Genomic DNA, 258 nt, shown 5'->3' with positions numbered 1-258 from the left:
GTGCGCCGCTTGTGCTTGGGGACCCGCGTCTCAGAGGTGAAGCCGGATCAGGTGGGTGCTGAGATCAGCGGTTCTCGTCGAATCTGCCGTGCTCGCCACCGAAGCCACCCTGGCCCTGATGCCGGCCGCCGAAGCCGCCCTGTTCCTGGCCGCCGGGCTGTCCGCCCTGGGCGTGCTGGCCGCGGTCTTCGCCGCCGCCGAAGCCACCCTGCTCCTGACCGCCGGGCTGACCGCCCTGTTCGCGGTCGTGGTCTCCGC

General features: G+C 72.1%; 1 protein-coding gene. It reads left to right on the top strand.

Annotated elements, in window-relative coordinates; translation table 11 throughout:
- Positions 1-55: 55 nt before the first annotated feature.
- On the top strand, positions 56-258 hold a 203-nt coding region (locus R0K30_RS22540), incomplete at its 3' end, for a hypothetical protein (protein ID WP_410613142.1).

Source organism: Bacillus sp. SIMBA_154 (assembly GCF_046536015.1).
In the GTDB taxonomy this organism is placed as follows: Bacteria; Bacillota; Bacilli; order Bacillales; family Bacillaceae; genus Bacillus; species Bacillus pumilus_P.
The sequence above is the reverse complement of the archived record's forward strand: the minus strand, read 5'-3'. Positions and strand labels throughout refer to the sequence as shown.